This is a genomic window from Streptomyces malaysiensis subsp. samsunensis (assembly GCF_024519315.1).
Taxonomy (GTDB): domain Bacteria; phylum Actinomycetota; class Actinomycetes; order Streptomycetales; family Streptomycetaceae; genus Streptomyces; species Streptomyces malaysiensis.
Genome location: NZ_JANIIC010000033.1, coordinates 62,941 through 84,197, shown reverse-complemented (window position 1 = coordinate 84,197; position 21,257 = coordinate 62,941). Strand labels below are relative to the sequence as shown.

At 73.1% G+C, this 21,257-nt stretch carries 12 protein-coding genes and 2 pseudogenes; 7 read left to right on the top strand and 7 right to left on the bottom strand.

All coding sequences use genetic code 11. The features are described from left to right. Positions 1-111: 111 nt before the first annotated feature. From NQU54_RS26385 to NQU54_RS26380, 3 genes are all read right to left on the bottom strand, one after another. Positions 112-1,806: a nitrite/sulfite reductase gene (locus tag NQU54_RS26385; protein WP_257633286.1), complete on the bottom strand. Its 1,695-nt coding sequence runs from the start codon at positions 1,804-1,806 to the stop codon at positions 112-114. 220 nt (positions 1,807-2,026) lie between these two features. Beyond that, positions 2,027-2,110, bottom strand: coding sequence for a putative leader peptide (locus NQU54_RS50210; RefSeq protein ID WP_309471194.1), 84 nt, complete (start codon positions 2,108-2,110; stop codon positions 2,027-2,029). A 92-nt stretch (positions 2,111-2,202) separates the two neighbouring features. Next, positions 2,203-2,736, bottom strand: a complete 534-nt coding sequence (locus tag NQU54_RS26380) for a GNAT family N-acetyltransferase (protein ID WP_257633285.1) — start codon at positions 2,734-2,736, stop codon at positions 2,203-2,205. Between the two features lie 110 nt (positions 2,737-2,846). Between NQU54_RS26380 and NQU54_RS49400 the strand changes: the two genes are divergently transcribed. The 3 genes and pseudogenes from NQU54_RS49400 to NQU54_RS26355 form a co-directional block, all read left to right on the top strand. Then, entirely contained in the window at positions 2,847-4,046 is a 1,200-nt protein-coding gene (locus tag NQU54_RS49400; RefSeq protein ID WP_308408504.1) for a helix-turn-helix domain-containing protein, read from the top strand. 194 nt (positions 4,047-4,240) lie between these two features. Continuing rightward, a complete protein-coding gene (locus tag NQU54_RS26360) occupies positions 4,241-4,795 on the top strand; it encodes a hypothetical protein (RefSeq protein WP_257633284.1) in 555 nt (184 codons plus the stop codon). A 256-nt stretch (positions 4,796-5,051) separates the two neighbouring features. Continuing rightward, a pseudogene (locus NQU54_RS26355) lies at positions 5,052-6,134 on the top strand (YihY/virulence factor BrkB family protein); the annotation flags it as partial. A gap of 447 nt (positions 6,135-6,581) precedes the next feature. On the opposite strand, the gene NQU54_RS26350 reads toward NQU54_RS26355, so the two are convergent. Further along, entirely contained in the window at positions 6,582-7,772 is a 1,191-nt protein-coding gene (locus NQU54_RS26350) for a cytochrome P450 family protein (protein ID WP_306279091.1), read from the bottom strand. 197 nt (positions 7,773-7,969) lie between these two features. Next, positions 7,970-13,111 carry a type I polyketide synthase gene (locus NQU54_RS26345; protein ID WP_257633282.1) on the bottom strand — a complete coding sequence of 1,714 codons (5,142 nt, stop codon included), beginning with the start codon at positions 13,109-13,111 and terminating at the stop codon, positions 7,970-7,972. Positions 13,112-13,503: 392 nt separating this feature from the next. Between NQU54_RS26345 and rsgA the strand changes: the two genes are divergently transcribed. Further along, positions 13,504-14,631, top strand: a complete 1,128-nt coding sequence (gene rsgA / locus NQU54_RS26340) for a ribosome small subunit-dependent GTPase A (protein WP_257633281.1) — start codon at positions 13,504-13,506, stop codon at positions 14,629-14,631. A gap of 83 nt (positions 14,632-14,714) precedes the next feature. Here rsgA and NQU54_RS26335 read toward each other — a convergent pair. Beyond that, a pseudogene (locus NQU54_RS26335) lies at positions 14,715-15,458 on the bottom strand (NADPH-dependent F420 reductase); the annotation flags it as partial. 166 nt (positions 15,459-15,624) lie between these two features. On the opposite strand from NQU54_RS26335, the gene NQU54_RS26325 reads away from it, so the two are divergent. Then, the gene (locus NQU54_RS26325; RefSeq protein WP_306279080.1) at positions 15,625-16,473 is read left to right on the top strand and encodes a LysR family transcriptional regulator; all 849 of its coding nucleotides are present in this window, start codon (positions 15,625-15,627) and stop codon (positions 16,471-16,473) included. 97 nt (positions 16,474-16,570) lie between these two features. Here the strand turns inward: NQU54_RS26325 and NQU54_RS26320 are convergent, their stop codons facing one another. Beyond that, positions 16,571-16,969, bottom strand: a complete 399-nt coding sequence (locus tag NQU54_RS26320; protein ID WP_069867115.1) for a PPOX class F420-dependent oxidoreductase — start codon at positions 16,967-16,969, stop codon at positions 16,571-16,573. A 168-nt stretch (positions 16,970-17,137) separates the two neighbouring features. On the opposite strand from NQU54_RS26320, the gene NQU54_RS26315 reads away from it, so the two are divergent. Beyond that, positions 17,138-18,607 carry a dihydrolipoyl dehydrogenase family protein gene (locus tag NQU54_RS26315; RefSeq protein ID WP_257633280.1) on the top strand — a complete coding sequence of 490 codons (1,470 nt, stop codon included), beginning with the start codon at positions 17,138-17,140 and terminating at the stop codon, positions 18,605-18,607. Positions 18,608-20,231: 1,624 nt separating this feature from the next. Next, positions 20,232-21,167: a protein phosphatase 2C domain-containing protein gene (locus tag NQU54_RS26310; protein WP_257633279.1), complete on the top strand. Its 936-nt coding sequence runs from the start codon at positions 20,232-20,234 to the stop codon at positions 21,165-21,167. The last annotated feature ends 90 nt before the right edge of the window (positions 21,168-21,257 follow it).

Sequence of the window (21,257 nt, the reverse complement as noted above, 5' to 3'; positions counted from 1 at the left end):
TCCCTCGTCACTGCTCGCTCCTTCGTCGCTGCGCGGCTCCTCAGTCCAGCCCGCGCAGCGCGCCGGGACACGCTCATGTGAGTGCCTCCCGCCGGCTCCCGAAGCGCTCACTCATGTGAGTGCCTCTTCCTCGGCCCGCGCCGCCCAGGTGGCGAAGCGCTCGCCGTCCTCGCGCTCCTCCTGGAAGCGGCTCAGCAGCCGCTCCACATAGTCGGGGAGCTCGGCGGCGGTGACCTTCAGCCCGCGCACCTTGCGGCCGAAACCGGGCTCGAGGCCCAGGGCGCCGCCCAGGTGCACCTGGTAGCCCTCGACCTGCCGGCCGTTGTCGTCCATGACCAGCTGGCCCTTGAGACCGATGTCCGCGACCTGGATACGGGCGCAGGCGTTCGGGCAGCCGTTGAGGTTGATGGTGATCGGCTCGTCGAACTCGGGCAGCCGGCGCTCCAGTTCGTCGATGAGCGAGGAGCCGCGCCCCTTGGTCTCGACGATCGCCAGCTTGCAGAACTCGATACCGGTGCAGGCCATCGTGCCGCGCCGGAACGGGGACGGCTTGACCTGGAGGTCCAGCGCCTCCAGCCCCGCGACCAGCGACTCCACCTGGTCCTCGGTCACATCGAGCACGATCATCTTCTGCTCGACGGTGGTGGTCAGCCGTCCTGAGCCATGCGCCTCCGCCAGATTGGCGATCTTGGTGAGGGTCGTGCCGTCCACCCGGCCGACACGCGGTGCGAAGCCCACGTAGTAGCGGCCGTCCTGCTGGCGGTGGACACCCACATGGTCCCGCCACCGCTGGACCGGCTGCTCGGGCGCCGGGCCGTCGATCAGCGGGCGCCGAAGGTACTCGTCCTCCAGCACCTGGCGGAACTTCGCCGGGCCCCAGTCGGCGACCAGGAACTTCAGCCGGGCGCGGGTGCGCAGCCGCCGGTAGCCGTAGTCGCGGAAGATGGAGGCGACCCCGGCCCAGACGTCCGGGACCTCCTCCAGCGGGACCCAGGCGCCGAGCCGGACGCCGATCTTGGGGTTGGTGGACAGCCCGCCGCCGACCCACAGGTCGAAACCGGGGCCGTGCTCGGGGTGGCGGACGCCGACGAACGCGATGTCGTTGATCTCGTGGACGACATCGAGCACCGGGGATCCGGAGACCGCGGTCTTGAACTTGCGCGGCAGGTTGGAGAACTCCTTGCTGCCGATGTAGCGGCGGTGGATCTCGTCGATGGCGGAGGTGCCGTCGATGATCTCGTCCTCGGCGATCCCGGCCACCGGCGAGCCGATGATCACGCGCGGGGTGTCACCGCACGCCTCGGTGGTGGACAGCCCGACGGCCTCCAGCCGACGCCAGATCTCCGGTACGTCCTCGACCTGGATCCAGTGGTACTGGATGTTCTGCCGGTCGGTGATGTCCGCGGTGCCGCGTGCGAACTCCTCCGAGACCTCGCCGACGACCCGCAGTTGCTCGGTGGTCAGCCGGCCGCCGTCGACCCGGACCCGCATCATGAAGTATTCGTCGTCCAGCTCCTCCGGCTCCAGGATCGCGGTCTTGCCGCCGTCGATCCCGGGCTTGCGCTGGGTGTACAGACCCCACCAGCGCATCCGGCCGCGCAGATCGGCGCCGTCGATGGAGTCGAAGCCGCGATGGGCGTAGATCGTCTCAATGCGTGTCCGCACATTGAGACCGTCATCGTCCTTCTTGGTCTGCTCATTGCCGTTGAGAGGGGTGAAGTGCCCCGCGGCCCACTGGCCTTCGCCGCGGTGGCGTCCGGCCTTGCGGCGGGGCGTTGCGCTTGCGCGTTCCGGGGTGGCAGCCATGGCGGTGTATGTCCTTCTGAGCGGCTCTGGTGCGGCGGTTGGTAGCTTGCGCACACCGTCTGACCTGCGCATGGGCAGGTGGGCAGAGTTGTGCGGCGGTGACCGGTGCGAAATGCGGCGGGGAGTGTCAAGGCATGCGTGCTCGCCCACGTCGTCGGGGGCGACGGAAGATGTGTTGGTGGTGCTGCCCGGGGCCGTCAGGGCCCTGTCGAGGTGCGGGTCAGCCCGCCGGACAGATCGCGCTGGACATGCGGCCGAGGTCGACGTGGCGTCGACTCACCAAGGCGATTCCAGCTCGAGACATGACGGAAGCGTCGCATGGGGGTCTCTGGCGAGTCCACCTTTATCCACTATGCGGACTGATCTGTCTCGCATCACAAGACGTTGTGGTGTTGGTCACCCCTCGTCCGACGTCTTGACGTCAAAGACCCGAAAGCCCCGGCGGCGGTAGTTGCCCAGCGCGTACGGCCCGTCCTTGCTGCATGTGTGCACCCACACCCGCTTGGTCGGCGTACGGTCCGGCCAGCGGTCGGCCATGTCCCAGGCGCGGGCGGTCCCCCAGGTCAGCAGGTGCCCGCCGATACGACGGCCCCGGAAGGCGGGCACCAGCCCGAAGTACGCGATCTCCACCACGCCCCCGTCCTGGCCCTCCAGCTCGATATACCCGGCCGGGGTGCCGCGCTCGTACGCCACCCATGTCTCCACACCGGGCCGGTGCAGATACCCCTCCCACGCCTCCCGCGACCACACCAGCCGGTCGGTCCATGCCACGTCCGAGCCCACCGCCGTATAGAGGAAGTGGCTGAACTCGGGGCTCGGCACCTCGGCCCGGACGATCCGCACCTCCGCCGCGGCGGGCGGCTCCTCCGCCGGGCTCAGATCCGACGGAGCGGTCTGCTCCAGGTGCCAGGTGGTCACGGTGATGGTCACGGTGGACAGATAACCATGGACGCCGTTGACTCGCCTTGACGGGTATCGCTCAAGCGGGGAGGGCGGGGGTCGGGGTGTCCGGGAACGGGGATGGGGGCGGGAACCGGGATGTGGAGGAGCTCGCCGAGCTGTTGCGCGAGCTCAAGGGGCGGACGAACCGCAGCTACGCGGCGCTGGCCGCCCGCAGCGGGGTGAGCGGCTCGGCACTGCACCGCTACTGCTCGGGGACGAGCGTGCCCGGCGACTACGAGGTGATCGGGCGGTTCGGCAAGGTGTGCGGGGCCGGCAGCGAGGAGCTGCTGGAGCTGCACCGGCGGTGGGTGCTGGCGGACGCGGAGCGGAAGCGGGCCGTCTCGCGGGCCCCGGCCGCGGTGTCGGCCACCGGGTCCGGTGGGCCCGGCTCGCCTGCCACTCCGGACGTCTCAGGGGATGAGACGGAGGGTGAGCCGGATGGCGAGACGGGGGTGGGGACGGGGCCCGATGTGGAGGCGGAGGCGGGGCCCGATGTGGAGGCGGAGGCGGGGCCCGATGCGGAGGCGGAGGCGGTGCCCGGTGCGGCGGCGGAGCCGGGGCCCTTGTGCCCGGCGCCCGCCCAGGGGCCCGGGGCTGCCGTGCCACCGCCGCACCGTCGGCCGCTGATCGCCGTGCTCGCGCTGGCCGTGGTCGCCGCGGCCGGGGTGGCGGCCGCGCTGTTGGGGAAGGTGTTCACGTCCTCGGGCGGCTCGGGCGGCTCCTCGGACGATCGGCTGCTGCTCTCCTCCCGTTGCCCGGTCGTGGTGAGCATGGGGCAGTCGGACGCGTGTGTGCATGAGCTCCAGTCGCTGCTCGCCCGCGCGGGCGGCAAGCTCGACATCGACGGGGCCTTCGGACCCGTCACCCAGATGCGTGTCGTGGTCTTCCAGCTCCGCAGCGGGCTGACGCCGAACGGATCGGTGGACGAGCGCACCAAACGGGCGCTGTACGAGAACGCGGGGAAGCCGCTCGGCACCTGGACGCCCGAGCGGGTCACCCGGCGTATCCGCGAGGTCTTCACCGAGGACCCCGAGCGCGCGGTCGGCATCGCGGACTGCGCCTCATTGCTCGATCCCCTCTATACCCTGCCCAATTCCAACGCCACCCGGAACTGGGGCGTCTTCCAGCTGTACGACGGCACGCTGCGCAAACTCGGCGGCACCCGCGAGCAGGCGCTGGACCCGGACTGGAACATCCGGGCGGCCCATCGGCTGTGGGCGCTCACCCATGACTTCAGCGCCTGGCAAGCCTGCGACCGCGCCTACCGCGCCGGTTCGAAGGGGGGTAAGGGGAGCTGACCACCACCCCGGCGCACCGCCCGGTATCCCACCGGGCGTCCCAGCTCCCGCCGTCCGCGCAGCTCAAAGGCGGTTTCCGATCCCGCTGTCCCGATTTCCCCGGTGGGTCGCCCGCCCGGCACGGAGGGCTGGGATCGTGCTGCCGCCGTCCTCGACGGTCCACCGATCCGCAGACGAAGGAGACGAAGACGACCATGGCTGTGACCAGCACCCGGATCAGACTCGGCGCCCTGCTGGGCGGCGCGGTCCTCGCGACCACCGGCGTTCTCACCGCCCAGAGCGCGGCGGCCGCCCCCAGCGCCCCCACGGCCGCCGACGCCCCCGCCGCCGCCGCGGTGACCAAGCTCAGCCACTCCGACGCGGCGAACCGGCTGCGCGGCGCCGGGGTCTCCTGGACCTCCAGCGGGGGCTGCTCGGACCGCAACACCCCCACCTGTACGTCGTTCGAGCAGATCAACCTGACCACCGTGCAGGGTGCCATCACCCTGAAGGGGGCCACCGGCTGCGCGCTCACCGTCACCGGCGGTACGGAGACCGGGCACGCCTCCGGTACGTACAGCCACTGGAACGGCTACAAGCTGGACTTCAGCCCCACCAGTTGCCTTAGCAACTACATCACGGGCACCTTCACCAACATCGGCCCGCGCCCGGGTGACGGCGCCCAGCAGTACAAGTCCGGCTCGGGCAACGTCTACGCCCGTGAGAGCAACCACTGGGACGTGACCTACTACAACTGCGGAGGCTGCTGACCCACGGCCCCACGGCCCCACGGCCCCACGGCCCACGGCCCACGGCCCCAGCGTTCCCACCGACCGTCCGGACGGCTGCGACGCCACTGCAACGCGGCGCAACCTTTGCGCATGGCTGTATCCGGCACGGACAGTGGGCCCGGCGGGCGGAGGGTGGTGCCGAGTCGGCGCGGCATCCCCTCCGCCAACGCCTTTTGCGGCGATTCGGCCTGGTCACCGGGTGAGCGGCGGTGAAAACCCCCGATACGGTGAGAAGGTGCAGCCAGCAAATGAAACACCGAAGCCGCCCGGCCGGCTCCGCAAAGCTCGCGCCCTGTACCGCAATGTGTCCAAGCGCAGGACGGCCTGGCTGCTGCTCAAGGACACGGTCAATTCCTGTATGGAGTACCGGGTCACCGGGCTCGCCGCCGAAGCGGCCTTCTTCACCCTGCTGTCGCTGCCGCCGCTGCTGCTCGGCCTGATCGGGCTGCTCGGCTACTTCGACGCCTGGACCAGCACGGACACGGTGGCCACCATCCGGCAGAACATCCTCGACGCCTCCGCGACCGTGCTGTCCGACCGGGGCGTCAAGGAGATCGCCCGGCCGTTGCTGGACGACGTCATCAAGGGCGGCCGCCCCGATGTGATCTCGCTGGGCTTCGCCATCGCCCTGTGGTCCGGCTCCCGCGCGGTGAACGTGTTCGTGGACACCATCACGATCATGTACGGGCTGGAGGGGCGGCGCGGGATCGTCAGGACCCGGCTGCTGTCCTTCCTGCTCTATCTGGTGGCGCTCCTGGTCGGGGCGGTGGCGCTGCCGCTGATGGTGGTCGGGCCGGAGGCGGTGGTGGGCCTGCTGCCGTCCAGCGGCGACCTCGTACGGGTGCTGTACTGGCCCGTGGTGATCGTGCTGTCCATCGCCTTCCTCACCACGCTCTACCACGTGTCCGTGCCGGTGCGCTCGCCGTGGCGGGAGGACATCCCCGGGGCGCTGGTGGCCCTCGCCATATGGGTGCTGGGCAGCTTTCTGCTCCGGATCTACCTGGTCCATACGGTCGAGGGGCCGACGATCTACGGCTCGCTGGCCGCGCCCGTCGCGGTGCTGCTGTGGATCGGCGTGTCCGCCTTCGCGGTGCTGGTCGGGGCGGCGGTCAACGCGGCGATCGACCGGGTCTGGCCCTCGGTGGCCACGGCCGCCGGGCGTGCGGAGCGCGCCGCCCGCGCCCGGGAGGAGGCGGCCCGGCTGCGGGCGAGGGAGCAGCGCACAGCGGACGACGGCGCGGCGGAGATCACCCCGCCGTCGGAGTTCCCCGAGCGCTGGGCCCAGTTCCTGCCGCACGGGGACATACGCTCCCGGCTGCACGCGAGGCGCGAGGCGGGGGAGAAGGCCGCCGGGAAGCCCACGGGGAAGCAGGGGAAGCCCGGGAAGCCGGGGGAGCAGGGGAATTCCGCGAAGCAGGGGGAGCAGGGGGAGCGGTCGGCGGACGGGGGCCGGGGGAGGCCCCCGGGGACGTCGGCAGGGAACTCCGCCGGTCAGCCCGCGGGGAACTCCGGGAACGCCCAGCCCCCGGGGCAGGCGCGGCCCTCGGGGAAGGGTGCCGGGGAGCCCCGGACGCCCCGGCAGGGGCCGAGGCGTCCGGAGGTACGGTCCGCGGCGGACGGCGCGAGCGGCACCACGGACAGCACCGCCATCGACGACACCGCCGCTGGGGCCACCGCCGCCGACGACGACACCGCGGCCCCGGACGATCCCGCCGTCAGGGACGACACCGCGGCGGACGACGACCACCGGGTGCGCTGACGCGCCCTACCCCGCCGGGGTGAACCGCACCGGCAGCCGCAGCAGGCCGCGCATCATGCTGGGGCGCCAGACCAGGGTGTCCGGATCGGTGTCCAGGGCCAGGTCCGGGCACCGCTCGAGCAGGGCCCGCAGCGCGATGGTGGCCTCCAGCCGGGCCAGCGGCGCGCCCAGACAGTGATGGACACCGTGGCTGAAGCCCAGGTGGCCCCGGGCGTCCCGGTGGATGTCGAAGCGGTCGGGGTCGGTGAAGCGCTTCGGGTCGCGGTTGGCCGAGCCGAGCAGCACCAGCACGGGCTCACCGGCGGGGATCTTGGTGCCCGCGATCTCCACGGGTTCGGTGGTGAAGCGGTGCGCCGTGGACTGCGACGGGCCGTCGTAGCGCAGCATCTCCTCGACGGCGCCGTCCAGCAGCGTGTGGTCGGCCCGGAGCGCGGCCAGCTGCCCGGGGGCGCGCAGCAGCGCACAGGTGCCGTTGGAGAGCAGGTTGACGGTTGTCTCATGCCCGGCGACCAGCAGCAGGAAGGCCATGCCGAGCATCTCCTCGGACGAGAGCCGGTCGCCGTCCTCGTCCATGGTGCGCACCAGGGCGGACAGCAGATCGTCGCCCTCCGCCTCCCGCTTGGCCTCGATGAGCCGGGCCGGATAGCCGGTCATGGCCGCCACGGCGGCGCCCGCGGCCGCCGGGCCACTGGGGAAGACGATCTCGCTGGACCAGCCGCGGAAGTCGGCCCGGTCGGCCGCCGGAACGCCGAGCAGTTCGCAGATCACCGCCATCGGCAGCGGCATCGCGAACGACTCCACGAGATCGGCCCGGCCGAGCGGCAGCATGGCGTCCAGCAGCTCATCCGCGATCTGCCGGATGCGCGGCCGCAGCGCCTCGATGCGGCGGGCGGTGAACTCGCGCGCCACCAGCTTCCGCAGCCGGGTGTGGTCCGGCGGATCGGTCTGGAGCATGTTCAGGCCGATGGCATTGCCCCCGTCGTCCTTCCAGGACGAGGAGTGGCGGATGTCATTGCTCAGCCGGGGGTCGGCCAGCGCGGCGCGGGCCTCCTCATGGCCGACGATCAGCCAGACGTCGTCCGCGCCGTGGCTGGGCACCCGGTGCACGGGGCCCTGTTCCCGCAGCAGGGCGTAGAGCTGGTACGGGTCGGCGACGATGTCCGTACCGGGCGGGACGAGTCTTTCGAAGGCGGGCAGGGTCACGGCATAGGTCCCTTCGTCGTCGGGTTTACGGGGTGTCCGGCGGGCTGTTCCCCTCCCCGCCCCTCCCCGCAGCACCTATATGCGGCTCCGCCGCGTGGCAGGGGCTTCGCCCCTGGACCCCCGGGTCTGGGGCGGAGCCCCAGTTGTGGGAAGGGGCGGGGAGGGGAACAGCCCGCCGCAGACGCGGTCGGTCACAGACCCCGTTCGGCTAGCCAGTCCTCGATGGCCTCGGTGGTCCGGGGGAGGTGGTGCTCCATGATCGTGAAGTGGTCTCCCGGGGTGGCCTTCGCGGTGTGCGGGAAGGGCCAGGACGCGCGCCACGCGTCGCCCTCGAACCCCTCGTCCTGGTGGGGCATGGGTTCGGCCGCGCTCAGGAAGAACGTCGGGCTCTCGACGGGCCGCAGCACGCACTCCTCCATCAGCAGCGCGTTGTAGCGCCCGCTCGCCGAGAGCTTCGCGCCGGTCAGCGCGAAGTCGCCCAACAGCTGCTCCCGGGAGTCCAGGCCCTCGTTCAGCGCGATATGGGTCTTCTCGGAGAACTGGTGGGCGGCCTCGAAGGTGTCGAGCAGCACGACCGCGCCGGGCGGCAGCCCCGCCCGCTCGGCGCGCTCCGCCAGGGCGTAGGCGAGCAGCCCGCCCATGGAGTGGCCGACCAGGACATAGCGCTCGGTGCCGATGGCCGCGCGCAGCTGGTGGAGGTGCAGCTCGATCAGGGCGTCGAAGCTGCCGGCCACCAACTCGCCTTCGAGATAACCGGGGTTGACCAGCGAGAGGACATCCCGCCTGCCCTCGAACATCTGCGCCATCATCCCGTACTGGATCGGCCCGGCGGTGGCGGTGATGGCGGGCAGACACACCAGCGTCGCCCGGGTTCCGTCGCCACCGGCCATCTTCACCGGCGGGAGGACGTGCCCGGCGGCGTCCTCGGCGGTGAAGGACGGCCGGAGCCGGCCCGCGGCCTGGATGAGCGCCATGCCCACCGACTGGGCCCGGCCGCTGGCGTACGCCTGGTGGTAGAGGGTGGTGAGGCTGTCGTAGGGGTCCGACGCCGGGGCCGCGGTGGCCTTCGCCAGCTCCAGCTCGACCGCGGACGGGGGCGCGGAGGCGTCGGACGCGGTGTCCGGGGCCTTATCCGGGGAGGTCCCCGGGGCGGACCGCTCCGGCGCGGCTCGCTCCGGGGGCGCGGTGTCCTCCGCCACGGGGGCGCTCGGCCGGGTGGCGGCCCGGCTGTCCACCAGGGTGGCCAGATGCCCGGCGAGCCGGTCCACCGTCGAGTGTTCGAAGGTCGCCGTGGCCGACAGCCGCAGCCCGAGCAGCGTGATGAGCCGGTCGCGCAGATCGATCCCGCGCACCGAGTCCATGCCGAGCGCCAGGAACTCGGTGTCCGGGCCGAGGTCCGCGCCCGCCTCATGGTGGAGCACCGCGCGCAACTGCTCCCGGACGAGGTCCGCCAGCAGCCGCCCCCGCTCCATGGGCGCGGCGTCCAGGACGCGTTGGGCGGCGGCGGTGTCCTGCGGCCGGGGGCGCGGCCGCTCGCGCCGTACGGGGCGGGCCACACGCTCCTCCGCGGCCGTCTGAAGCCGGTCCACGGACACCGCCCGCAGCGTCAACTCTTCGATATGCGCGAGCGGTTGGCCGTCAACGCCCGCGAGATGGACGCCGATGGCATCCGGGCCGACGGCGGACAGCCGCACCCGCACGGTGGCGGGCGAGGTGGCGGATGGAGTGGCGCCCGGGGCGGCTCCCGGGATAGCGCCCGGGGTGGAGTGCAGCCGGACCCCACTCCAGGAGAACGGCATCCGGATCCGCCCGCCCGCCGACTCCGCCGGGTCGAAGAACCCGCCGAGGCCGATCGCGTGCAGGGCGGCGTCGAGCAGCGCGGGGTGCAGCGCGAAGCCGTCCACCGGGCCGCTACCGGTCCCTTCGGCCCGCTCGTCCAGGGCCACTTCCGCGAAGACGTGCCCGTCGCGTCGCCAGGCCGACCGCAGCCCGCGGAAGGCCGGGCCGTAGTCGAAGCCGTCGGCCGCCAGCCGGTCGTAGTGGCCCGTCAGGTCGACCGCGCGGGCACCGGGCGGCGGCCAGGCGGCCGCCAGCTCCGCGAACGCGGCCGCGCCGGAGCCGTGCTCGCCACTCACCGGGACACCCGCCGGGCCGCCGTCCGAGCCCACCGGATCCGGTGCCACGAGGGCCCGCACATGGCAGGTCCAGCCCGTCGCCGTGTCCCCGGCCGCCGACTCGGGGCGGGAGTGCGCGGTGAGCTCCCGGCGGCCCTCCGCATCGGGCCCGCCCACCTGGATCTGGAGCTGCGCCGCGTCGGTGGCGGACAGGAACAGCGGCTCCTGGAGGGTGAGTTCGGGCAGATACCGGCAGCCGACGGCACGGCCCGCGTACAGCGCCCAGTCGAGGAACACACTGCCGGGCAGCACCACACCGCCCAGCACCGTATGGTCGGCGAGCCAGCGGTGAGTGGTCTGCGAAAGCCGCGCCGTGAACAGCACCGTGTCGCCTCCGGCCGGGGCCACCGCCCCCGCGAGCAGCGGATGGTCCACCGCCGTGAGCCCCGCGCCGCCCGCGTCCCCGGTGTGCTCGGGCGCGTCCAGCCAGTAGCGCCGCGCGCGGAAGGCGTACGTCGGCAGATCCACCGGCCGCCCGCCCTCCAACGCGGTCGACCACTCCACCGCGCCCCCGGCCACGAACAGTTCGGCCAGCGCGGTGAGCAGCCGCTCCCGGCCACCCTCGTCCCGGCGCAGCGTGCCCACCGCGACGGCGTCGCGGGCCGACGAGGTGTTCCGCGGTGTCCGCTCGACCGTCTGCTCGATCCCCGGGATCAGCACGGGGTGCGGGCTCACCTCGATGAACACCGTGTGCCCGGCGTCGGCCAGGGCGCGTGTCGCCTGCTCGAACCGCATGGTCTCGCGGAGGTTCCGGTACCAGTACTCGGCGTCCGCGCTCGCGCCGTCGAGGAGGGCGCCGGTCACCGTCGAGTACATCGGCAGCCCGCCGGGGCGGGGCGCGATGGGCGCGGCCAGCTCGAGCAGCCGTGTACGGATCCGTTCGACCTGCGGAGTGTGCGAGGCGTAGTCCACCGGGACCCGGCGCGCCCGTACGCCGTCCCGTTCACACGCGGCCATCAGCTCGTCCAGCGCCGCCGCGTCCCCGGCGACCACGGTCGAGGCGGGCCCGTTCACGGTGGCCACGCAGATCCGCTCGCCCCAGGGCGCCACCAGGCTCTCGGCCTCGTCCACCGGCCGGGGCAGCGAGACCATGCCGCCCCGCCCGGCCAGTTCGCTGCCGATGAGGCGGCTGCGCAGGGCGACGAGACGGGCGGCGTCCTCCAGCGAGAGCACCCCCGCGACACACGCCGCCGCCAGTTCGCCCTGCGAATGCCCCACCACGGCGGCGGGTTCGACCCCATGGGACCGCCACACCCGGGCCAGGGACACCATGACCGCCCAGAGCACCGGCTGCACCACATCGACCCGGTCCAGCGACGGCGCGCCCGGACGTCCGCGCACCACATCGAGCGGCGACCACTCGACATACGGGTCCAGCGCATCGGCGCAGGCGGTGAAGGACTCGGCGAACACCGGTGAGGCATCGAGGAGTTCGGCCGCCATCCCGGCCCACTGCGAGCCCTGTCCGGGGAAGACGAACACCGGCCCCGACCGGTCGGCGGACACGCCCCGCACCACACCGGTGGCCGGTTCGCCACGGCGGTCCCCGGCGACCACCACGGCGCGGTGCTCCAGGGCCGTCCGGTGCTCGGCGAGCGACCATCCGATGTCGGCCGGGGAGCTCTGACCGTCCGCCGCGAACTCCCGCAACCGCGCCGCCTGCGCCCGCACCCCGGCCGCGGACCGGCCCGAGACCACCCACGGCAGCGGTACCCGCACCTCATCGCCACGCGCACCCGCGACCGCAACGCCTTCGGCCACGTCCCGGCCGACGTCCCGGCCCATGTCCCGGCCCACGCCCTGGGGCACATCGACAGCGCCCTTCGCGGGCCGCGCCACCGGCGCCTGCTCCACGACCACATGGGCGTTGGTCCCGCCCACGCCGAAGGACGACACCCCGGCGATCAGCGGCGCATCCGGACGCGGCCACGCCGAGAGCCCGGTCCGCACCCGCAGATTCCACTCCTCCAGCGGAATCGCGGGGTTGGGGGAGCGGAAGTTGAGGCTGGGCGGGAGGTGCGCCGCCTCGAGGGAGAGCAGGACCTTGATCAGGCCGGTGATCCCGGCGGCCCCTTCCAGATGGCCCACGTTCGTCTTGGCGGACCCCACCAGCAGCGGACGGTCCTTCGTACGCGCGGTGCCGATCACCTCGGCCAGCGCCGCCGCCTCGATGGGGTCGCCGACGGCCGTGCCGGTGCCGTGCAGTTCGACGTACTGCACCTCGTCGGGGCCGACCCCGGCCGCCGCGTACGCCTGGCGGAGCACCTCCGCCTGGGCGGTCCGGCTGGGGGTGGTGAGGGTGTCCCCGCCGCCGTCGTTGTTGACCGCGCCGCCGCGCAGCACCCCATGGATCCGGTCGCCGTCGGCGAGCGCGCGGGCGAGGGGTTTGAGCAGTACGAGACCGCCGCCCTCGCCCTGGACGAAGCCGTTGGCCCGGGCGTCGAAGGCGAAGCACCTGCCGTCGGGCGAGAGCCCGCCGAAGCGTGCGGCGCTGAGCGCGCCGTCGTACGCGAGGTTGAGGTGGACACCGCCGGCGAGCGCGGTGTCGCATTCGCCGTTGCGCAGGCTCTGGGCGGCCGTGTGCACCGCGACCAGCGAGGACGACTGGCCCGAGTCCACCACCATGCTGGGGCCGCGGGCGCCCAGCAGACGCGAGAGCCGGTTGGCGATCATGCCGCGCTGGAGACCGGTCAGGGTGTGGTGGGTGACCGCGGAGTCGCCGTGCCGCCGCAGCAAAGTGGCGTAGTCGTCGTTGATGGCGCCGACGAACATCCCCGTACGCCCGCGTGCGATCCGGGCCGGTGTGAGGCCCGCGTCCTCCAGGGTTTCCCAGCCCAGTTCGAGCATCAGCCGCTGCTGGGGGTCCATGGCGCCGGCCTCGCGCGGCGATATGCCGAAGAAGTCGGCGTCGAAGTGGTCGACCCGGTCCAGGAAGGCGCCGAATTCCATCCCCGCTTCGGCTCCGGACCCTGACCGGCCGCCGGATTTACGCGGAGTCCATCGATCTTCCGGTACGGAAGTGATGGCGTCCTCGCCGTCGCTGAGCAGACGCCAGAATTCCCCGGGCGTCGCAGCCCTCGGTAAACGACAAGAGAAACCGATGACCGCTATCGAATCATGGACAGCGTGCTGCCATGGCGAATCGGCGACTGTGGACAACTAGGTACACTCCCCCGTGACCTGGTGACCTGACCCATTTATCGCATCGTGAAAATAAAGATCAACTGTCGCGAAGGTGCCTCAGCGTCCGACAGCCGCGCAAGCATGTTCGGTAGCCGCCGCTCGGGGTCATGTTCCGCTGGTCACAAGGGCGTTGATTGCGGCCCTTCGTTTTCGGCGAAAGAAAATGGATGGCGTCTCGGACGGGGATGGGCTACGGTTTCCCCGTTCCGTGTCGGCCCGTGTTGCTACGCGTTGAGGAAAGCAGGAGGTGAGGACATTGATGACGGTCACGGTGGCGAGCGCCGCTCGCGTTCAGGAGTTCCTCATTTCCATCCCCGCGGCCTCCGGCTGACACCTCTTCGGAGGCCGCCCCTCGAAGGGTTTCCTCCGTGTTCAACACTTCCACCGAGTCCTCCGACTCTCCTGACTCCGGGTCTCCGCACACCCTCACCGCCTATGGCTGGGACGACGGCTGGGCGGACGCGTTCGCCCCGTACGCCGTACAGGGCCTGGTGCCCGGCCGGGTGGTCCGCGTGGACCGTGGCCTGTGCGACGTCGTCACGCCGAGCGGCACGGTACGGGCCGACACCGAGCTGGTGACGCCGCGCGATCCGATGCGGATCGTGTGCACCGGCGACTGGGCCGCCGTGGACGCCGAGGGCGATCCGGCCTACGTCCGTACGCTGCTGCCGCGCCGTACCGCCCTCGTACGGTCCACCTCGTCCAAGCGCTCGGACGGCCAGGTGCTGGCGGCCAACGCCGACCACGCCGTCATCGCCGTGTCCCTCGCCGCCGAGCTCGACCTGGGCCGGGTGGAGCGGTTCACCGCACTGGCCTGGGAGAGCGGCGCCCAGCCGCTGCTCGTCCTCACCAAGGCCGATCTGGTGCCCGATCCGGCCGCCCTGGCCCATCTGGTGTCCGACACCGGGACGGCGGCGCCCGGTGTGCGGGTGCTGCCGGTCAGCTCCGCGACGGGGGAGGGCCTGGACGAGCTCCGCGCCCTGCTCGCCTCCGGCACCTCGGTGCTGCTCGGCCAGTCCGGCGCGGGCAAGTCCACGCTGGCGAACGCGCTGGTGGGCCGGGCCGTCCAGGACGTACACGCGATCCGCGACAGCGACGGCAAGGGACGGCACACCACGACCACCCGCGATCTGCTGCCCCTGCCCACGGGCGGGGTGCTGATCGACACCCCGGGGCTGCGCGGGGTGGGGCTGTGGGACGCGGAGGGCGGTGTCGCCCAGGCGTTCGCCGAGATCGAGGAGCTCGCCGAACGCTGCCGCTTCCCCGACTGCGCACACCGGGCCGAACCGGGGTGCGCGGTGCTCGCCGCGATCGACGACGGCTCGCTCCCGGAGCGGCGGCTGGAGAGCTACCGCAAACTGCTGCGCGAGAACGAGCGGCTCGCGGCCCGTACGGACGCTCGGCTGCGCGCCGAGATGCGGCGGGACTGGAAACAGCGGCAGGCGCTCGGCCGCCACATGATGGAGCGCAAGCGCGGGCCGATGCGCAAGCCGTAGTGGTACGCGGCAGAGCCTTCGACGCCCGCTGGAACCCGGCCGCCGATCGGGTGGCCGGGTCGCGGCGGGCGCAGGCCCGGCCGCTACATCCGGAAGCCCGCAGGTCCGCGCACCGTGGCGGCGGCGAGCTCCCTGACCCGGGCGGCGGATACGGGCACGCCGGGCGCCTGCTGGACCCAGGCCACCAAGTCCTTCGGGGCCAGGCCGGACGGCGGCCGGCCCACGTACGGGAAGGCGTACAGCGGTGTGTTGGGCTCACTGAGCCAGCTGTCGGCCAGCGGGCCGAGGTCCACCGCGTCGAAGCCCAGCACGTCCAGGAGGTCGACCACCTCCTTCTTGGCGTCCGGGTCGTCGCCGGACAGCGGCAGCGCGGTGCGGTCGGGGGCTCCGGCCGGGCGGTGCAGGTCCAGCAGGTGCTTGGGCCCGATGGAGTGCAGTGCCTTCACCACCCGGGCGCCGACGAGATGCCGCTGCACCAGTTCGCTGGAGGTCAGCTCGTCGCTGTCGAGCTCCGGGACGCTCCAGTCGGGATTCGGCGCGTAGTTCATCGGGTCGATCACGGTCTTTCCGGCGAGCTCCGCCCGGGGCAGCCGCTCGTGGGTGGCCAGCGGCACGGACGCGATGACCAGGTCACCGGCGCTCGCCGCTTCCGCCGGGGTGGCCGCGCGCGCCCGTCCGCCGAGCCCGGCGACGAGATCGGCCAGTGTTTCCGGGCCGCGTGAGCTGCTCAGGACGACGTTCAGACCGGCGTCGACGGCGCGACGGGCGACCCCGGCGCCGACCATGCCGGTGCCGATGATGCCGAGGGTTGTCGTGGTCACTTCTGCTCTCCGTTCGGATGTCCCCGCGGTCTTCCCGCGTCCTTCCCCGCGCCGGGGCGGCGGCGGGGCAAGGCCGCTTCGGCGGGCCTGTACTCATCACAGCCGGGCTGACCTGGGCGAACAATGACCACATACGCTCAGCACCGATCACATCGCGTGATAGATCTGAGAGATGGAACTGAGAGCGCTGCACTATTTCGTGACCGTCGCCGAGGAGCTGCACTTCGGGCGCGCGGCGCAGCGGCTGCGTATCGTGCAGCCGGCGGTGAGCCAGCAGATCTCCCGGCTCGAGCGCGAGCTCGGCGTGGTCCTGCTCGAACGCACCTCACGTCGGGTACGGCTCACCCCGGCCGGTGAACGGGTGCTCACCGCGGCCCGTGAGACCCTCGCCGCGGCGGCCCGGGTACGGGTGGTCGCCGGAGAACCCGCGGCCGCTCTGCGGATCGGAGTGGCGTCCTGCGTCACCCAACGGCTCGACCGGGCGCTGGACCGCCTGCGCGACAGCGAACGCCCCGCCGAGCCGGAGCTGATCGACCTGCCGGTGACCGCGCGCCTCGACGCCGTCCGCGACGGCGTGCTGGACCTGGCGCTGGTACGGGGCGCGGTGACAGCCGCGGCCGTGACCGTGGCGCGCGCGTGGTCCGAGCCGCTGCACGCGGTGGTCGCGCGCACCCACCACGCCGCCGGGAAGCCCGCGGTCGGCCTGGACGACCTCGACCCGCGCGGGCTGCGGCTCCCCGCCCGTGACAGTGACCCGCCGCTGCACGACGCGATCCTCGCCGTCCTGCCCGTGGCTCCGGTGCGGCCGCCCGCCGGGGATCTGCTCAATGTGCTGTTCGAGGTGGGCCGGGACCCCGGGGGCTGGACGCTGATACCGGCCGAGCAGCTCACCGGGGCCCATTCCGAGCGACTGCTCCGGGTGCCGCTCGACCCGCCGATGACCGTGGACGGCCATGTCATTACATCGCTGACCACACCGGGGCGGTGCGTGGCGTCGTACGTGGCCGCGTTCGCGGACTGAACTCCCGCCTTCGGGGCGGCCGTCCGGCCTGCCCCGTCCGGCCTGTCCCCCCCTCCCGCCTGTTCCGGGCATCGGCTCGTCGGTTCATCGGTGCTGGTCAGTCCACGGTCCGGCTCATGGCACGGGGGACGTCCTCCAGGCCCCAGCTGTACACCCAGCGCGGATGGATCCGGATGACCTCCTGGCTCAAATGGGCGCCCAGGGTATGCGGCCCCGTGCGCCGCTCCGCCTCCCCGCGGATCTCCACCCCGCACACCAGCCACGGCTGCTCGCTCACCAGGCTGTCCACGACCAGCGCCACCTTCGGATTCGTCTCCGTGTTGCGCCACTTCTTCGTCCTGCCCATGGCGAAGCCGCCGATGTCGACCGTGCCGTCCTCGTTGAGGAAGAACGCCACCGGGTTGGCCTGCGGCTGGCCGTGCTCGTCCACGGTGGCCAGCCGGCCGATCCGCTGCGATCCGAGATATCCGGTCTCGGGTTCCGTGAAAACAGTCATGTGTTCACTCTCGCGCTGCCGTGCCCCGTGCGCATGAGACGACGGAACCGGCACCGCCCGCGCCGGGAGCGGTCGGCCGAAACGCCGATTGGGGTGGCTGCGCGCGGTAACTCGACGCCACGATGACCCTGAGACGGTGATGGACACGGAGCGAGAGAGCGGGTTGCGATGAACCAGGCCACGGACGAGTACGACGTCGTCGTGCTGGGCGCGGGCCCGGTCGGCGAGAATCTGGCCGATCGGACCCGGGCCGCCGGGCTCTCCACGGTGATCGTGGAGCGTGAGCTGGTCGGCGGTGAATGCTCGTACTGGGCCTGTGTCCCCAGTAAGGCACTGCTGCGGCCGGTGCTCGCGCGGGCCGAGGCACGCCACGTGCCGGGGCTGCGGCAGGCGGTCGGCGGGCCGCTGGCGGCGGCCGATGTCCTCGCCCACCGCGACGAGGAGGTCGGCGACTGGAAGGACGACGGCCAGATCTCCTGGCTGGAGTCGGCCGGGATCGACCTGGTGCGCGGCCATGGGCGGCTGGTCGGGCCGCGGCGGGTCGCGGTGACGCCTGCGGTCGGACCGGACGGGGCGGACGCATCCGGTGGCGAGGAGCGGATCCTCACCGCCCGGCACGCGGTGGCCGTGTGCACCGGAACCCGCGCCGCGCTGCCCGATCTGCCCGGGATCGCCGAGGCCCGCCCGTGGACCAGCCGGGAGGCCACCAGCTCCGGCACGGTGCCGAAGAGGCTGATCATCATCGGCGGCGGTGTGGTGGCCTCCGAGATGGCCACGGCCTGGAACGGACTCGGCTCGCGCGTCACCGTGCTGGTGCGGGGCTCCGGGCTGCTGGGCCGGATCGAGCCGTTCGCGGGCGAGCTGGTGGCCGAGACGCTGAAGGAGGCGGGGGTCGAGATCCGTACCGGTACATCGGTGAAGGGCCTCGCCCGGCCGGGCGGAGCCGAGGGCCCGGTCACGGTGACCCTCGAGAGCGGGGAACGGCTCGAGGCGGACGAGGTGCTCTTCGCCACCGGGCGCGCCCCGCACACCGCGGAGCTGGGCCTGGAGACGGTGGGGCTCGAACCGGGGGGCTGGCTGACGGTCGACGAGACCTGCCGGGTGCGGGACGTATCGGACGGCTGGCTGTACGCGGCGGGCGACGTCAACCACAAGGTGCTCCTCACCCACCAGGGCAAATACCAGGCTCGGATCGCGGGCGCGGCGATCGGCGCACGCGCGCGGGGCGCCGAGCGGCTGGACACCGGCCGCTGGGGCGAATACGCGACCACCGCGGACGAGGCGGCCGTACCGCAGGTCGTCTTCACCGACCCGGAGGTCGCCGCGGTCGGGCTGACCGCGGAGCAGGCCGAGGCCGAGGGCCGCAACATCCGCGTCGTCGACTACGACATGGGCCACGTCGAGGGCGCCGTCCTGTACGCGGACGGCTACCGCGGCCGGGCCCGCATGGTCGTCGACCTGGACCGCGGCCATCCGATCGGCGTCACCTTCGTGGGCCCGGGGGTCAGCGAACTGCTCCACTCGGCGACGGTCGCGGTGGCGGGCGAGGTCCCCGTCGAACGCCTGTGGCACGCGGTCCCGTCGTTCCCCACCATCAGCGAGGTATGGCTCCGGCTACTGGAGACATACCGCGGCTGACGCCGCGGGGCTGTCTGGGCCACATCGCCGCCTACGGTCCGGCCCCGGTCTCGGCTCGGGCTCCGTGCCTGGCCTTGGCCCCGGCCCCGTGCCTGGCCCGGCCTTGGCCCCGGCCCGCCCCCGGCTGCCCCGTACTCGGCTCCCGGGGAACAGGGAATGCGTCGTGGCACGGGTGGCTCGTCGTCCGGCGCTCGCCCCCTGGGCTCAGGGGCGGCCTGCGGGGCCTGGCGCCTGGAGCCCAACGCCTGGCGCGCTCGGGTTGGCCTGAGCGATCTTGGGCGGGCCTCGTGCCGGTCATCGCGTGGTGTTCCCGTAGAGCCTCCCTGTGGACAATGTGGGGATGAGCCAGCAGGGCGACCGACGCCGTCATGAGGACGACTGGTGGGGCGAGTTGTACGACCCGCGGCGTGCCGACGCGGGGCCCGCGTCGGCCTCGGACTCCGTGGACGACCGGTTCGATTCGGCCTCCCGCACGCTCGCCGGCGGCGGGGACGCCGGTAACCAGAGACCGGCCGCGGGCGCCCCCTGGGGCCCGCGGACGGGGGAGTCGGGCGGTGGCGCCCCGGGCTCCGGCGCCGATGCGGAAGGTGGCCCGCAGGGGTGGCGATCTCCCGCCGGCGAGGGGCCCGGCGCCGCACTGCCCTCGCAGGGCGGCACGGGAGCCGATGCCGCAGAGGGCGGCACCGGAGGCTCTGGTGCCGCCCAGGGTGGCATATCGGGTTCCGGCGCCACACCGCCCTCCCGGCGCCAGCGTGACAACGCTGGATCCGGCACGGCGGAGGGCCGCACGGGAGGCGGTGCCGCACAGCGTGACGCGGGTTCAGCGGGTTCAGCGGGTTCAGCGGGGTCAGCGGGGTCAGGGGACGCTCCTGGGTCTGCGGGTTCATGGGATGCTCCCGGACGCTCCGGCCCTGGGAACGCCCCGGGGCGCCTGGGCCCGGAGAACGCGCCCAGGCGCACTGGCCCGGAGAGCCCACCCGAGCGCACGGATCCGAGAAGCACGCCCGGCCGCACGGGCCCAGAGGGCTCCCCTGGACGCTCCGGCTGGGAGAGCGCCCCTGGGCGCACTGACCCCGGGGGTGCGCCCAGGAGTACCGGTCCGGAGGGTGCGCCTGGGCGTAGTGGCCCGGGGAGCATGCCTGGCCGCACGGGCTCGGAGGGCTCCCCTGGGCGTACTGGCCCGGAGAGTGCCCCCGGACGCACCGGCCCCGGGAGTGCCTCCGGACGCACGGGCCCGGAAGGTGACCCTGGACGCGCCGGTCCCGGGAGTGTGCCTGGCCGCACCGGCCCGGACAGCGCCCCCGGGCGCAGCGGCTTCGGGGGTGCCTCCGGGCGCACGGGCTCGGAGGGCTCCCCTGGACGCTCCGGGCCGGGGAGTGGGCCCAGGCGCTCCGGCCCGGAGAGCGCGCCTGGACGTTCCGGCCCGGAGAGCGCCCCCGGCCGCACCGGCCCGGAGAGCGTGCCCGGCCGTACCGGTCCCGGTGATACACCCAGCCGCGCCGGGGGCTCGGTGGCGCCGTCCTCGTCGCCATCCCGCAGCCCCGGGCCGCCCGTTCCGCCTCGTTTCACCGGGGGCGCCGGCCCCGATCCCTCCCGGCCCTGGCGGGCCGCGGCGGCTTCGTATGTGGGGGACGAGCCGCCCACGTACGAGGCCGAGCCGACCACACTGCCCGTCGCCGATCCCGAGGATCTTCGGGATCTGGTGCCCGACACCGTGCTGGAGGGGGCCCGCTACGGCACGCTGACGCTCCGGGCCGCCTCGGTGCGCGGCGACGCGGCACGCTATCGGGGCGAGCCGCGGCGGGACGCGTTGCTCGCGGTGCGGTTCGGGACCGGGGACAGCGCCCTCATCCTGATCGCCGTGGCGACCGGGCAGCGGGCGGTTCCGGGGGCGCACCGGGTGGCCCGCGAGCTGTGCGAGTGGATCGCCGGGGCGGTCGGCAGCAATCAGCCCCGGCTGACCGAGGACATCCACACCGCCAATCGCGGCGCGCTCAGCTCCGGGCTGAATCGGCTCACCGGCCGTGCCTACGGGCGGCTGCGCGCGGGCGCGACCGTACGCGGACTCGCGCCCGCCGACCACACCGCGTCGTTGCGCTGTCTGCTGCTCCCGGCGCATCCGGCCTGCCGTACCCGGGTGTTCTTCGGCGTCGGTGACGGCGGGCTGTTCCGGTTGCGTGACGGCGTCTGGCAGGACCTGGAACCCGAAGGGGGCGAGCGGGACACCGTGGGCGGCCCCGTCCTCGGCTACGGCGGCCGCCCGCCCGTCCAGCGGCCGTCCCACGACCCCAACCCGAGCCGGGAACCGAACCCCGACCCCGCCCCCGCCCACGGGCCCTTCCGTTTCCGCGCCTCCGTCGCCCGACCGGGCGACACCCTTCTGCTGTGCAGCGCGGGCCTCGCCGACCCCCTGCGCGGCGAGGCGGCCCTCGCCGGCCGCTTGGCCGAACGCTGGGGCACGGCGGAGCCGCCGGGCCTCGCCGCGTTCCTCGCCGATGCCCAGACCGGGGTGAAGGGATACGCCGACGACCGTACGGCGGCCGCCGTCTGGGAGGCGTAAGCGTGCCGTCCATGGGTTGATGGACAAAAGGTGGGTGACGGGCAAACGTCACCCACCCCATCCAACCAGGACGAAAAGGATGAGGGCGCG

Excerpts from the sequence above, each read along its gene's own strand:
- NQU54_RS26385 (WP_257633286.1), bottom strand. The coding sequence starts at position 1,806 with ATGGCTGCCACCCCGGAACGCGCAAGCGCAACGCCCCGCCGCAAGGCC.
- NQU54_RS50210 (WP_309471194.1), bottom strand. The coding sequence starts at position 2,110 with ATGTCTCGAGCTGGAATCGCCTTGGTGAGTCGACGCCACGTCGACCTC.
- NQU54_RS26360 (WP_257633284.1), top strand. The coding sequence starts at position 4,241 with ATGGCTGTGACCAGCACCCGGATCAGACTCGGCGCCCTGCTGGGCGGC.
- NQU54_RS26325 (WP_306279080.1), top strand. The coding sequence starts at position 15,625 with ATGGAACTGAGAGCGCTGCACTATTTCGTGACCGTCGCCGAGGAGCTG.
- NQU54_RS26320 (WP_069867115.1), bottom strand. The coding sequence starts at position 16,969 with ATGACTGTTTTCACGGAACCCGAGACCGGATATCTCGGATCGCAGCGG.
- NQU54_RS26315 (WP_257633280.1), top strand. The coding sequence starts at position 17,138 with ATGAACCAGGCCACGGACGAGTACGACGTCGTCGTGCTGGGCGCGGGC.